At 57.4% G+C, this 13082-nt stretch carries 10 protein-coding genes; 1 reads left to right on the top strand and 9 read right to left on the bottom strand.

The genetic code is table 11. The annotated features are described in order from the left end of the window. Positions 1–24 precede the first annotated feature (24 nt). Positions 25–918: a cysteine synthase CysM gene (cysM, locus tag DIT71_RS12230; RefSeq protein WP_114613504.1), complete on the bottom strand. Its 894-nt coding sequence runs from the start codon at positions 916–918 to the stop codon at positions 25–27. Positions 919–1164: 246 nt separating this feature from the next. Between cysM and DIT71_RS12225 the strand changes: the two genes are divergently transcribed. Next, complete coding sequence (locus DIT71_RS12225; protein ID WP_114613712.1) at positions 1165–4044, top strand: ATP-binding protein; 2880 nt, start codon at positions 1165–1167, stop codon at positions 4042–4044. A 23-nt stretch (positions 4045–4067) separates the two neighbouring features. Here the strand turns inward: DIT71_RS12225 and pdxJ are convergent, their stop codons facing one another. The 8 genes from pdxJ to DIT71_RS12185 all read right to left on the bottom strand — a co-directional run bounded on the left by pdxJ (position 4068) and on the right by DIT71_RS12185 (position 12996). Beyond that, positions 4068–4817 (bottom strand): pyridoxine 5'-phosphate synthase, encoded by a 750-nt coding sequence (gene pdxJ / locus DIT71_RS12220; protein WP_114613503.1) that lies wholly within the window; start codon positions 4815–4817, stop codon positions 4068–4070. Further along, a complete protein-coding gene (gene recO / locus DIT71_RS12215; protein WP_114613502.1) occupies positions 4807–5535 on the bottom strand; it encodes a DNA repair protein RecO in 729 nt (242 codons plus the stop codon). Before recO ends, pdxJ begins: the two co-directional genes overlap by 11 nt. Before the next feature lie 7 nt (positions 5536–5542). Further along, positions 5543–6460 carry a GTPase Era gene (era, locus tag DIT71_RS12210; protein ID WP_114613501.1) on the bottom strand — a complete coding sequence of 306 codons (918 nt, stop codon included), beginning with the start codon at positions 6458–6460 and terminating at the stop codon, positions 5543–5545. After that, complete coding sequence (gene rnc, locus DIT71_RS12205) at positions 6460–7149, bottom strand: ribonuclease III (RefSeq protein ID WP_114613500.1); 690 nt, start codon at positions 7147–7149, stop codon at positions 6460–6462. The genes era and rnc overlap by 1 nt, the downstream gene beginning before the upstream one ends. Continuing rightward, positions 7146–7535, bottom strand: a complete 390-nt coding sequence (locus DIT71_RS12200) for a DUF4845 domain-containing protein (protein ID WP_114613499.1) — start codon at positions 7533–7535, stop codon at positions 7146–7148. Before DIT71_RS12200 ends, rnc begins: the two co-directional genes overlap by 4 nt. Before the next feature lie 29 nt (positions 7536–7564). Continuing rightward, positions 7565–8350, bottom strand: coding sequence for a signal peptidase I (gene lepB / locus DIT71_RS12195; protein ID WP_114613498.1), 786 nt, complete (start codon positions 8348–8350; stop codon positions 7565–7567). Between the two features lie 11 nt (positions 8351–8361). Continuing rightward, on the bottom strand, positions 8362–10164 hold the full coding sequence (gene lepA, locus DIT71_RS12190) for a translation elongation factor 4 (protein ID WP_114613711.1): 1803 nt from the start codon (positions 10162–10164) through the stop codon (positions 8362–8364). Positions 10165–10269: 105 nt separating this feature from the next. After that, positions 10270–12996 (bottom strand): bifunctional diguanylate cyclase/phosphodiesterase, encoded by a 2727-nt coding sequence (locus DIT71_RS12185; RefSeq protein WP_114613497.1) that lies wholly within the window; start codon positions 12994–12996, stop codon positions 10270–10272. Positions 12997–13082 lie beyond the last annotated feature (86 nt).

The following is a 13082-nucleotide window of genomic DNA, read 5'->3' as shown; positions in this document are numbered from 1 at the left end:
TGCTGGGGTCTGGGCTTGGTAAATTCAGGCGCCGGGAAATACACCGGTAGACAGGTAACGGTCGCCCCGGTCACAGATAATGGCCACGATCACTGCATTTTCAACCTGCGCTGAGAGCTTCAGGGCAGCGGCAATAGAGCCGCCAGAGGAAACCCCGCAGAAAATGCCTTCCTCTCTGGCCAGTGCGCGCATGGTGTCTTCCGCTTCCTGCTGGCCGATATCCAGTACCGTGTCCACGCGAGAGGCATCGTAGATTTTTGGCAGATAGGGTTCCGGCCAGCGGCGGATACCGGGTATGGCAGCACCTTCTTTTGGCTGCAGCCCCACAATCTGAATATCGGGGTTACGCTCCTTGAGATATCGGGAGACGCCCATAATCGTGCCGGTGGTACCCATGGAGCTGACAAAATGGGTGACCCTGCCCCCGGTCTGTTCCCAGATTTCCGGCCCTGTGGTGCGATAGTGCGCCAGCGGATTGTCCGGGTTGGCAAACTGGTCGAGCACCTTGCCTTTACCCTCCGCCTCCATTTGTTGAGCCAGGTCGCGGGCGCTTTCCATCCCCCCGTCTTTGGTCACACTGAGGATCTCGGCGCCATAGGCCCGCATGGAGGCCCGGCGCTCTTCGCTCGCGTTTTCCGGCATGATCAGGACCATCCGGTAACCCTTGATGGCCGCTGCCATTGCCAAGGCGATACCGGTATTACCACTGGTGGCCTCGATCAGCGTGTCACCCGGCTTGATTTCGCCGCGGCGCTCGGCTTCCTGAATCATGCTTATGGCCGGGCGGTCCTTTACTGAGCCCGCCGGATTGTTGCCTTCCAGCTTCGCCAGAATCACGTTGCTGGTCTCACCGGGAAGCCGTTGCAACCTCACCAGGGGCGTGTGCCCCACGTAGTCTTCTATGGTCGGGAAATGCATGCTTTTACCTTCCTCAAATCTTCCGCAATCCGCGGCCAGCCATTTACGCCGGCAACACAAGCCTGTGGTACACTTCAGAGTTGCATGATACGCGGAATACCCGCCGTCTCCCAATACAGCTTCTCGCTATGCCCATGACAACAGGCTATATCCGGGAGTGCCATCAAGCCAGACTGGATGGAATCATCTATTCTGACAGGGAAGATGACCGAATTTGCGACCGGAGAATTCAATCGGGAACTCACTATGCGGCGCTGGGGCATACGCAAAAAAGTACTTGTGGTGACACTTGTCCCCACCCTTCTGACCACATTGATGCTGGGACTTTTCTTTACCTACAGCTGGGTCACCAATATTGAAAGCCTGCTCAAGGACCGGGGTGAATCCCTCTCGCGCCAACTGTCTGCCGGAGCTGAATACGGCCTCTTCACTGCCAACCGGAGCCTGCTCAGCAGCCTCTCCAACGCCCTGCTGGAAGAGCAGGACGTGCGCTCGATTACCTTCTTTGACAGCGATCATGACCGACTCCTTCACACTGGACCGGGCAGCTCCGATGACATCGGCCGGGAAGCCCTGACCGGTGAGGAGCCCGAACAGATCAGCACGCCCGACAGCACCGTATTTGTCACCCCGGTTTACCTTCAGGACCTGATGATTGAAAGCATGCTGGACCCGGACTCCCGCCGGAATGTCGGCAGCGGCAAGAAACCCATTGGCTGGGTCACCGTGGAAATGTCCCACGTTCGCACCGAGAAGGAGACCTACAAGGCGCTGCTGATTTCACTGCTGCTGGTGCTGGCAGGGGTTCTTCTAAGCCTGGCAATCGCCTTGCGCCTGAGCCGCGCCTTTACCGACCCAGTTTTCGAGCTTAATGAAGCGGTTGCGAGACTCAAAGAAGGCAAGCTGGATACCCGCGTCTACACCGGTGCCGGACCTGAGTTTGAGCAGCTGGAATCGGGGCTTAACGCCATGGCCGGAGAGCTGAGCAAAGCCCAGGCTGAAATGCAGCAGAATATAGACCAGGCCACGGAAGACCTGCGGGAAACTCTGGAGACCATCGAAATCCAGAATATTGAACTGGATCTGGCCCGTAAGGAAGCCCTTGAGGCCAGCCGCATCAAATCGGAATTCCTGGCCAACATGTCCCATGAAATCCGCACGCCGCTGAACGGCATCATCGGCTTTACCGAGCTTCTGCTGAAAAGTCCCCTGCCCCGCCAACAGCGGGACCACCTGAGCACCATCCGCAAATCGTCGGAAATTCTGCTCACCATCATCAACGATATCCTCGATTTCTCGAAGATCGAGGCCGGCAAGCTGATTCTGGACCGGATTCCCTTCCAGCTTCGGGATATTGTCGAGGAAGTCATGGTCATGCTTGCTCCGGCAGCTCACAGCAAGAACCTGGACCTGGTGCCTCTGGTTTACAACGATGTACCCGACAACATTATGGGTGACCCACTTCGGGTGAAGCAGGTAATCACCAATCTGGTGAACAACGCCATCAAGTTCACCCAGACCGGCGAGGTGGTTCTGCGCGCCAGCCTTGAAGAGGAAGACAAAGAAAGCAACCGGATTACCCTGCGGCTGAGCATTACGGACTCCGGCGTCGGGCTGTCCCGGGCCCAGCAACATTCCCTGTTCAATGCCTTCAGTCAGGCCGACGCCTCCACCGCTCGCCAATACGGCGGCACCGGGCTTGGCCTCGCAATCTCCAAACGCCTGGTTGAGGAAATGGGCGGCAAGATCGGCCTGGACAGCGAACTCGGAAAAGGCTCCACCTTCTGGTTTACGCTCACCTCCGAGTTGTCCTCCACCGGCGAGGCGATTGCGCCAAAAGACGCCCTGCGCGGCGAGCGGGTCATCTACCTGGAACAGCAGAAGACCACCGGCCTGGCGGTAGAGCACATGCTGCGGGAATGGGGCATGACCGTGGACCGCGTTTCGGCACCGGGTGCCATGCAGGAACAGATTGAGGAGGCACAGAAAGAACAGTCGGGTTATGCCGTTGCCATACTCGGAATCACCCGTCATCTGCTCAACTCAAGCCAATACTGTTCGCTGGTGCGAACCCTCGAACTTGAGAGGGACTGCCGAACCCTTTTGCTGACCCCGACACTGGAAACCCATGACACCCCACTTTCTGGCCTTGCCAGCGGACACCTTACCAAGCCGGTATGCCGTGACTCCCTTTACGACGAGCTGTTGTTGCTGGTCCACGGCATCAACAGCGGGCAAGGCCAGCTTCCCCCTCTTTCCGCTAAAAAAGAGGCAGCATCACAATCTGCCAATGTGCCAAGGGTGCTGGCCGTGGACGACAACGATGCCAACCTAAAACTGGTCCTGACCCTGTTACACGATTGCCGGATTGAAGCCGAGGGTGCGAGCAGCGGCTTTGAGGCCCTCAGCAAAGCGAGACAAAAACCGTTCGATCTGGTTTTTATGGATCTGCAGATGCCCGGCATGGATGGGGTCGAGACCACGGAAAGACTGCGGGGCCTGGACAGCAACAGCCACCGTACCCGCATCATTGCCCTTACCGCCCATGCCTTGGCAGAAGAGCAGGACCGGCTGACCCGGCAGGGTTTCGACGGCTATCTTGCCAAACCCATCAGCAATAGCCAGCTGATCGACATCATTTACGACTACACCGGTTATAGCTGCAATGCAGGCGCAGACAACGGCTATCTTCCGGTGCCCGAGATTCGCGATACCCGCCAGGGCCTGCGACCGTCAACCCGGAGGCAGCAGCCGGATTGTGTCAGCATCGCGGAGAGCATCCAGTTGGCTGCTGGCAAAGCAGACCTGGCAGAGGAGTTATTCAGCATGCTGGTTGAACAGATCCGTACCGACGTGGATCGCGTGGCCCAACTCTGGGTTAACGGAGAACGGGAAGAGTTGCTGGAATGCGTCCATAAACTGCATGGCGCAACCCGCTACTGCGGGGTTCCGGAACTGCGAGGCGCCGCCGACCAGCTGGAAACTGCCTTGAAGTGCGCCTCGCCTGATACCGAATACCAGAAAGACCAGCTGATCGTTGCCATGGAGCGCCTTCAGGCCTGGAGCGAGCAGACCGACTGGCAGCAGCTTTTCCGTCATCAAACCCGGAAAGCGACAGCCGACTAGAGCTGCCCGTAGCCTCGGCCCAGTCAGGCCCGTGCGCTTGCCAGAATGGCCTTCATGTCCCTGACAGCCTCTTTGAGGCCTGTGAAAACAGCTCTGGCAATGATGGCATGGCCAATGTTGAGCTCGTTGATACCGCTGATCGCAGCCACCCGCTCAGTGTTGTGATAATGCAGTCCGTGGCCTGCATTCACGATCAGGCCCCTCTTCCGGGCATGCTCTACGGTAGTCACCAGGGTACTGAACGCAGCTTCCTCCGCTTCCGGCGTAGCGGCTTCAGCGTATTCGCCGGTGTGGAGCTCTACTACCGGCGCACCGCACCGGACAGCGGCGTCAATCTGGGCAATATCAGGGTCGATAAACAGAGACACTTCCGTGCCGATCCTCGCCAACCGCTCACAAGCCTTGGCGACGCGGGCTTCCTGACCATCCACATCAAGGCCGCCCTCGGTTGTCAGCTCCTCGCGCTTCTCGGGTACCAGACACACGCATTGCGGGCGTACCTGTTCAGCAAATGCCAACATGGCATCGGTAACCGCCATTTCCAGGTTCATCTTGGTGGTCAGGATTTCCTTGAGCAGAAGTACATCCCGGTCCTGAATGTGGCGGCGATCTTCCCGGGGATGAATGGTAATGCCATCGGCACCTGCCTCTTCCGCAAGGATGGCAGCCTGGACCGGGTCCGGATAGCGTGTGCCCCTTGCCTGGCGGAGCGTCGCGACATGGTCAATATTGACACCCAGCAACACTCTGGGGTTCGTTGGGCTAGGGTTCATTGCGATCTCCTCGATGATGACTGAACAGGGTTCGGCTGTTTAGAGGCCGGCCCTGCAGAAGATAATCCACCAGTACACGGGTTACCCTCTTGGCGACGCGGCGACATTCTATCGACTCCAGATCCCCGGAAGCCAGCGCCAGCAATGTGGCACCATGAAGGTTCTGAAGCCTGACACCAGGCGAGGACGCGGCCAGAATCCCCTGCTCCGGATCATAGCAATAATACTCATTGGCCTCGACCGTAAACCCGGTGTCAGTGGCCATATCCCAGGCGAAGTCGTACCCCAGCTCTGCCGCCAGGGATTGCTCAAAACGTCGGAGTACCGGCTCAACATCGATGGCCGCCGATAATTCGGCAATCACGTCGATATAGGAGGCAAAGAGATGGGGGTGGGGATCGGCCAATGGCAGCAGGCGTTGCAACAGCTCGTTGACGTAAAGCCCGCTGTAAAGTGCCAGGGTGCGCTTCAGCGCTGGCCCGCCGCGGACTTCCGCCTGGATCAGGGTCTTCAGATCGCTGCGGCCGGTCCAGTCCAGCAACAACGGCTGGAAAGGCTGAAGCTGGGCTTTCAGCGGGCTTTTTGCGGTATTCCCACCGCGGGCAACAATGGTTATGCGGCCCGCACTGAGTGAGAAAATATCCACCATCAGGCTGGTTTCGCGCCATGGGCGGCGGTGAAGGACGTAAGCAGGCTCCTGTCGCACGGGCCCCGTCATAAACGCCTCAGAAGTCGTTCATGCCAAGACTTTTAAGCGCCCGGTCACTGTCAGCCCAACCACGCTTGACCTTGACCCAGAGCCTGAGCATGACCTTGCTATCGAACAGACGTTCCATATCGGCCCGGGCTTCCTGGCCAATACGGCGAAGTCGCTCACCCTTGTCGCCAATCATGATTTTCTTCTGGCCTTCCCGTTCCACCAGAATCAATGCCGAAATGTGCAGAGTCTTGCCATCCTTGCGAAACTCCTCGATCTCGACTGCCACCGAGTACGGCAGCTCAGCGCCCAGTTGCCGGGTGATTTTCTCCCGCACCATCTCGGAGGCCATGAAACGCTCACTGCGATCGGTAATCTGGTCATCCGGGTAGAAATGCACACTCTGCGGAAGGAAACGCCCCACTGCCTCTTCCAGCGGCGCCAGATTCATGCCCTTCAGGGCTGACAGCGGGATAATTTCGGCGAAGTCACGTTTCCTGGACAGCATGTCCAGATGAGGCAGCAGCGCTTCGCGATTCTCAATCCGGTCGACCTTGTTCACCGCGAGAATAACCGGGCACTTCAGGCTACCCAGTTTTTCCAGCACCATCTCGTCGGCGGTGGTCCATGCCATCTGGTCAACCACGAACACCGCCACGTCAACACCCTTCAGTGCCGAGGTTGCCGCCTTGTTCATGTACCGGTTGATGGCACGAGGCTCTTCCTCATGCATACCCGGTGTATCCACGTAAATGGCCTGTATCGGGCCCTCGGTCTTGATTCCCAGAACCTGGTGGCGTGTGGTCTGCGGCTTACGGGAGGTAATACTCAGTTTCTGGCCAAGAATATGGTTCAGCAATGTGGATTTGCCAACGTTGGGACGACCAACGATCGCCACGAAACCACAACGGCTGTCCGGATTTTCCGGATGGGTAATATCATTCATCACTCATTCTCCACGCCCAACTGCTTAAGGGCATTGCGGGCGGCCTGCTGCTCGGCAATTCGACGGCTGTTGCCGGTACCGATGGTTTTCCGGTCCAGGGACGGCAGAGCACAGGAAACATGAAACGTCTGGGCATGGGCTTCACCATCCACAGAAATGACGTCGTAAAGCGGCAGTGGAAATTGCCGCGACTGCAAATATTCCTGCAGCCGGGTTTTCGGATCTTTTTGGGTATCCTGCAGGTCCAACTGCTCAAGGCGCACCTCAAACCAGCGCAGGACCTGCTCCCGGCAGGTATGAAAATCGCTGTCCAGGTAGATAGCGCCGATAATGGATTCAACCGCATCCGCTAGGATAGATTCACGACGGAATCCACCGCTTTTCAGCTCGCCGGAGCCCAGGCGCAGGTATTTTCCCAGTTCGAACTCGCGACCGATTTCAGCCAGCGTAACCCCCTTGACCATGCGGGCGCGCAGACGGCTCAACTGTCCCTCCCTGGCCTTTTCAAAGTGCAGGTAAAGATGCTCCGCTATGACCATATTGACAATGGAATCACCCAGGAATTCCAGGCGCTCATTATTCTGATTGCCGTAGCTGCGGTGGGTAAGCGCCAGCAGCAGGCGCTCAGGGGCTTTGAACTGATAGCCGATACGCCGCTGTAGCTGTTCCAGATCCGGTTGCGAATTCACTTTCCCTGCATCTCATACTCGTGTTGGAAGTGGATAACGGTATCCACGTTTCGGAAAAGGTTGTTGCGGACTTCATAATCCACATTGATCACCACCAACTCACCGTTCTTCTCAACGGTGATGTTCTTGGCGTCAAAGCCTCTCACATTGTTGACGCTCAGTCGCTTGTTGATAAGACTCCTGACCTGCGCTGGCCCCATGGTGGATAGGTCGTCAGTGCCATCCAGGCTTTCCAGTGCTTCCTGAATGGTAATGTCGTCCAGATAAGCCGGCCCCAGCTTGATGACCAGTGTCAGCAACCCGCCAAAAAAAAGCACCATGATCAGGATCACCAGTGACGAGGCACCGGCCTGCTGTTGCATGGACGATAGACTGTTTTTGTTCATTATAAAGACACCCCTGAATTACAACGCATTTATTCTATGCTACCCACACGATCAAAGGAGGGCAGACTGGTCAGCGACTCCCAGTGCATCCAGATCGCAAATGCCTTGCCAACAACCATCTCATCCGGAACCATGCCCCAGTAGCGGCTGTCATTGCTGTTATCGCGGTTGTCGCCCATGACGAAATACTCACCCTCCGGCACCAGCCACTCTCCCTCCCCGGAACGGCCCGTGCGTCCGAGGGTCAGGAACACATCGTGCTGGGTATCACCAAGGGTTTCACGCCACAACTCTACCGGGGGCAACCGGGCAATAAAGCGGGACTCCACCTTATCGCCATTAATGAACAGTTCACGACCCTCATAGCGGATCAGGTCGCCAGGCAGGCCCACGACACGCTTGATGTAGTTGGTGCTGCCATCCTCCGGATAACGGAAAACAATGACGTCCCCGCGTTCCGGGTCGTCCACTTCCAGTATCTTGGTGCCGGCAACGGGCAGCCTTAAGCCATAAGCGAACTTGTTGACCAGAATGAAATCGCCGACTTCCAGGGTGGGCAGCATTGAACCGGAGGGGATCTGAAACGGTTCCACCAGGAATGAGCGCAATACCAGCACCACGGCCAGGACCGGGAAGAACGATCGGCTAAGGTCGACAAGATAGGGCTCCCTGGGCTCTTCGTCAGCCTCGACCTTCCCCGGCTCCAGGCCCGCGGCAGCGAGCCTGCGCTTGCGAAGAAAGAGTCTGTCCAGCAGCCAGATTAGCCCGGTTGCAAACGTCAGAACGACCAGAACCAGGGGAAAATCAATATCCATTCAGGTGCCTTTTAGTTATCCACTTTCAGTACGGCAAGGAACGCTTCCTGAGGCACCTCAACATTACCCAGCTGCTTCATGCGTTTTTTACCTTCTTTCTGCTTCTGCAGCAGTTTCTTCTTGCGGCTGACGTCGCCCCCGTAACACTTGGCCGTCACGTTCTTGCGAAGCGCCTTGACCGTTACCCTGGACACCACCTGGTTGCCGATGGCCGCCTGGATGGCAATATCGAACATCTGCCGCGGAATCAGCTCTTTCATTTTCTCGACCAGGGCGCGGCCCTTATAGTGGGCCTGATCCTTGTGCACGATCAGCGCCAGAGCATCCACCCGTTCAGCATTGATCAACACATCCAGCCTCACCAGATTGGCGGTCTGGAAACGCACGAACTGGTAATCAAGAGACGCAAAGCCCCGGCTGGCCGACTTGATACGGTCGAAAAAGTCCAGAACCACCTCGGCCATCGGCAGCTCGTAGGTCACCTGCACCTGGGTTGACATGAAGTGCATGTTTTTCTGGACACCGCGCTTTTCTTCACAGAGCTTGATGACGTTACCCAGGTGCTCCTGCGGCACCAGAATGCTGGCCTCCACAATCGGCTCCCGCATCTCCTCAATGGAACCAATATCCGGAAGGCTGGAAGGGTTGTCCACCGACAGGGTCTCACCCTGTTTGGTAACGACTTCATAAATTACCGTTGGCGCGGTGGTAATCAGGTCAATGTCGTATTCACGCTCCAGACGCTCCTGGACAATCTCCATGTGGAGCATACCCAAAAAGCCACAACGGAAACCGAAGCCGAGGGCGTCCGAGCTTTCCGGTTCGAAAAACAGCGAGGCGTCGTTCAGGGTCAGCTTCTCAAGCGCGTCGCGAAAATCGTTGTAGTCGTCCGCGCTGACTGGAAACAGGCCGGCATAGACCTGGGGCTTCACTTTCTTGAAGCCGGGCAGCATCGGTATATCATCCGAGCCTTTTTGCTGCACGATGGTATCGCCGACCGGTGCACCATGGATGTCCTTGATGCCGGCCACCACAAAGCCAACGTCCCCGGCTTCCAGAATATCCGTATCCTTGGGCTTGGGGTTGAAAATGCCTACCTTGTCCGCATTCCAGGCCTTGCCGGTGGACTTGATGACGATCTTGTCACCCTTTTTCAGCGTGCCCTCGGTCACCCGAACGAGGGAGACCACGCCCAGGTAATTGTCGAACCAGGAGTCAATAATCAGCGCCTGAAGGGGAGCACTGCGATCGCCCTTTGGGGGTGGAATTTTGGCAATCAGATCTTCCAGCACATCTTCCACGCCAATGCCGCTCTTGGCACTGCAGCGGACGGCCTCGGTAGCGGCAATACCGATGATATCCTCGATCTCCTGGGCGACGCGCTCGGGTTCAGCCTGGGGAAGATCCATCTTGTTCAGCACCGGCACCACTTCCAGGCCCTGCTCGATGGCGGTATAACAGTTGGCAACCGACTGGGCCTCAACACCCTGTCCGGCATCCACCACCAAGAGCGCACCTTCGCAGGCATAGAGCGATCGCGACACCTCGTAGGAAAAGTCCACGTGGCCGGGTGTATCGATGAAGTTCAGCTTGTATTCATTACCATCCCGGGCCGTGTAGTTCAGTGTCACGCTCTGGGCCTTGATGGTTATGCCACGCTCGCGCTCAAGATCCATGGAATCAAGCACCTGCTCGGCCATTTCACGTTCCGTGAGGCCGCCGCAGATCTGGATGAAGCGGTCTGCCAGCGTGGATTTACCGTGGTCAATGTGGGCGATGATCGAAAAATTTCGGATTCGGCTCAGTTCAGTCACAGACAATGAATACTCATAAAAATACGAAGGATTGAGCCCGATCGGGCCGCTGCCGGAGTCCGGCGACGGCGTGATTTTACCGGTTACCGGCCCCCATTGCCATGATCAGGAGGTCAGTGGCCGCTCATATTGGCGAATCAGGAAGCCAATGAGCGCATCTTCATCCAACGGATAGCTGAACAGGTTGCCCTGGCACTGGGTGCAGCCGGCACTTTTGAGAAAGCTCAGCTGTTGCGGAGTTTCCACGCCCTCGGCAACAACGGTGAGGTGCAGTTTTCTCGCCAGGGCAATGACAGCCGACGCCACATCCGTTGCGCTGACGTTATAGGGGATGTCCCGGATGAAGCTATGGTCAATCTTGATCACATCCAGTGGCAGCTGTTGCAGCGCCACAAGGGAGCAGGAACCGGTCCCGAAATCGTCAAGAATCAGGCAAACACCCATATCGTGGAGGGAGACCAGACGTTCCCTGAGCATGCGGGGATCTTCATTCAGCAGCTCCGCCGGCATTTCCAGCTCGAGCCGCTCCGGTGACACCCCGGTTTCAGTGATCACCTGGCGCATCATATCCAGAAAGCCGGGATCGATCAGTTGGCGAACCGAAAGGTTGACCGCCATTTTCAGGTTCTCGAATCCCGCACGCTCAAGTGCCTGGACCTGAATACAGGCCTGGCGCAGCGCCATTTCTCCGAGCCTGACAATCAGACCGGTTTCCTCTGCCAGCGAGATAAACTGCTGGGCGCTGACCAGCCCTTTGTCCGGGTGGAGCCACCGCAGGAAAGCCTCGACGCCTATTACCCGATCACTCCCCAGGTCGATCTTCGGCTGGTAGTGCAGGACGAAGCGATCACCCTCCAGTGCCGTCGCCAGCTCCTCCTGTTGCAGCAGGCGCCGGGCTGCCTTGATATTCATTGCCGGGGTGAAGAACTGATGAGTGTTCCGCCCCAGCTCCTTGGCACGATACATGGCCAGATCGGCGTATTTCATCAACGTACCCGGGTCTTCGCTGTCGTGGGGAATCATGGTAATGCCGATACTGACGGTAATACCCACTTCATGATCATTCAGGCGAATGCGCTGGCACAGGCGCCGCAGTATGGTCTCGGCAACCTTGCCAGCGGCCTCCGGACCACTGATCCGTGACAACAGCACAACAAACTCATCGCCGCCCAGCCTGGCAACCGAATCGTCTTCCCGAACGCACCCGGTGAGCCACTGGGATACCTGCTTGAGCAACTCGTCACCACTGTCATGACCAAGGGTGTCGTTGATGCGTTTAAAGCCATCCAGATCCAGGAACATCAGGGCAGCCGGCTCTTCGGTGCGACGGCTTCGGTGCACCACGTGACTCAGGCGATCCTTGAACAACTGTCGGTTGGCCAGCCCTGTGAGCGGATCATAGAAAGCCAGGCGGTGAAGTTCTGACTGGGCTGCCTTGAGCTGAGTCAGATCCCGCAGACTGAGCACTACACCGTTTACTCCCGGCACGTTAAGCATGGCGGTAAAGGTACCCTCCATGTCTCGCCACTGCCCCTCCGCATCACGGATGCGGACGTGGATAACCGGAATCTGTTTCCCGGGCGATGCCACCGCCCGGTCAAAACCGGCCTTGAGTTGCGGCCAGTCCTCTGAGTGAACGAGGGTATCGAGCTCCAGTTGATAGATCTGCCCGGGATCAAAACCAAGGATGTAATGGCTGGACGGACTCGCGTATTTGGGACTGCCTTTGCGCTCCAGCACCAGGGTCACATTGGCCGCCCCTTCGGTGATCGCCCGGTAACGGCCGGCACTGATCTGCGCCATGATCCGGCTGCGGATCATGGTAAGAACAAACAGGAACATCAGCAGGCTGATGACTATTCCGGAACTGAGGACGATCGGAGGGCGCGGATCCGACGCGAGAAAATCGAACGCCGGTGTAGAACGGGTCTGCAACAGCCAGTCCCGACCACCATGGGTAATGGTCTGGCTCATCTCAAAACTGAAGTTTTCGTCTAGGGAGCCCAGATTGGAGCCGTACATCCGCGACTCCCGGGATATGTTCCCGCTGTCGTAAATCTTTACGTCCAGAAACGGAGAAATCAGGCCGACGATACCATCCAGCAGGTGATTCATCCTGAATGCACTGAAGACGTAGCCAGCCAGCATCATCTGGCGCTCGACGCGGCTTTCCGGCACGGCGCCACCCTGATAGACGGGGTAATACATCAGGAATCCCGCCTGGTCTTCAGCCACTTCTTCCTGCACCAGAACCACCTTGCCGGTCACCTTGGGCTCGGCATGGTCCCGGGCGCGCACCATGGCACGGCGATGCACCGGGTCGCTGAAGGCATCGTACCCCAGTGCCTTGCGATTTCTTTCAGTGCCCGGCTCCAGGTACACCATGGGATAGTAGTAGGGTCCGGTGCCAAGTGGCGTGACCAGATAATTAGGAACGCCATCCCGCCGCACCGATGCGATATGATCCGCCATCTGGCGAACGCCAATTTTGCGGACATAGCCAATGCCCTGGATGCCCGGGTAATAGCGGTTGATATCCACCTTGTCGATGTATTCGCGCCAGTCTTCCCTGCTGATGTCACCGGCAACGGAAAAAAGGCCCGCGCTGCCAGCCAGCACCTGCTCATAGTTCAACAGCCGCTCTTCAATGGCAGTTTTAAGCTGCAGGGACTGGTTCTTGAAGCGTGCCTCCGTACGGTCGTCTACCAGGCGGATAGACACCTGCCACAACAGCACGGTTACAGTGAGAGAGCCTGCTAACAGCAACCATGCCACCCATGAGTAACGCGGCTGAAGCAGTTTTCGAAGGGGAAAATCCTTTTTGTTCATCATCCGGGCAGGTCCGATCCGTGGCCATTTATCTGCTTAACTGCCCGAGTATAACAAAAGCCCTGCTGACTGTCGTTTGAGCAACAGCC

The organism is Marinobacter vulgaris, assembly GCF_003344045.1.
Taxonomy (GTDB): Bacteria; Pseudomonadota; Gammaproteobacteria; order Pseudomonadales; family Oleiphilaceae; genus Marinobacter; species Marinobacter vulgaris.
This window is presented reverse-complemented; position numbering and strand designations above follow the sequence as displayed.

Excerpts from the sequence above, each read along its gene's own strand:
- cysM (WP_114613504.1), bottom strand. The coding sequence starts at position 918 with ATGCATTTCCCGACCATAGAAGACTACGTGGGGCACACGCCCCTGGTG.
- DIT71_RS12225 (WP_114613712.1), top strand. The coding sequence starts at position 1,165 with ATGCGGCGCTGGGGCATACGCAAAAAAGTACTTGTGGTGACACTTGTC.
- pdxJ (WP_114613503.1), bottom strand. The coding sequence starts at position 4,817 with ATGAACCCTAGCCCAACGAACCCCAGAGTGTTGCTGGGTGTCAATATT.
- recO (WP_114613502.1), bottom strand. The coding sequence starts at position 5,535 with ATGACGGGGCCCGTGCGACAGGAGCCTGCTTACGTCCTTCACCGCCGC.
- era (WP_114613501.1), bottom strand. The coding sequence starts at position 6,460 with ATGAATGATATTACCCATCCGGAAAATCCGGACAGCCGTTGTGGTTTC.
- DIT71_RS12200 (WP_114613499.1), bottom strand. The coding sequence starts at position 7,535 with ATGAACAAAAACAGTCTATCGTCCATGCAACAGCAGGCCGGTGCCTCG.
- lepB (WP_114613498.1), bottom strand. The coding sequence starts at position 8,350 with ATGGATATTGATTTTCCCCTGGTTCTGGTCGTTCTGACGTTTGCAACC.
- DIT71_RS12185 (WP_114613497.1), bottom strand. The coding sequence starts at position 12,996 with ATGATGAACAAAAAGGATTTTCCCCTTCGAAAACTGCTTCAGCCGCGT.